The organism is Sphingomonas sp. Mn802worker, assembly GCF_000382485.1.
Lineage (GTDB): Bacteria > Pseudomonadota > Alphaproteobacteria > Sphingomonadales > Sphingomonadaceae > Sphingomonas.
On record NZ_AORY01000010.1, the window covers coordinates 1 to 632 of the forward strand.

Annotated in this window: 1 protein-coding gene and 1 pseudogene; both read left to right on the forward strand. The window is 62.7% G+C overall.

The genetic code is table 11. The annotated features are described in order from the left end of the window. Positions 1–211 (forward strand): FAD-binding protein (locus SMN802W_RS16770; protein WP_037523725.1); only part of this gene is annotated, 211 nt, incomplete at its 5' end. A gap of 184 nt (positions 212–395) precedes the next feature. Then, positions 396–632, forward strand: a pseudogene (locus SMN802W_RS16775) (transposase); the annotation flags it as partial.

Genomic DNA, 632 nt, shown 5'->3' on the forward strand with positions numbered 1-632 from the left:
ACTAATTGTTCACCCTGCGATTACCTTCACGTTCGGCGGGCTGACGATCGACACCGGCGCGCATGTGCTGCGCAGTGACGGCTCGCGCGTCGCCGGACTGTTCGCCGCCGGAGCGGACGCGGCTGGCGCCTACGGCTCTGGCTACGCGGGAGGACTGGCGCTGGCCATGACATTCGGCATAACGGCAGCACGCTCAGCCGGCTGGACGTAACGCGCGTTTTCGTCTTGCGGCGAAATGACACTAAGAGCGCCGGTGCGAGAGGCGCGTAGGACGCGTGTAATGCTGTACCTTAACTAGCTCGTCCGAGACACTGGCATAACCTGCGAGTTCTGACGTGCCCCCCGTTTCTTCATCCACCTGGACCTAGAGGCCGACCCTCGAAGGGAGGGACGGAATGAAGCGGAAGCAGTTTTTGGAAGAGCAGATCATCGGCATTCTGAAGGAGGCCGAGGCGGGTGCAGTGGTGACGGAGCTGTGCCGCAAGCATGGGATGTCGAGCGCGACCTACTAGGCATGGAAGGCGAAGTTCGGCGGCCTGGAGGTGTCCGACGCGAAGCGTCTGCGGTTGCTCGAAGAGGAGAACGCCAGGCTCAAGCGGTTGCTTGCGGACACGATGCTCGACAATGCGGGG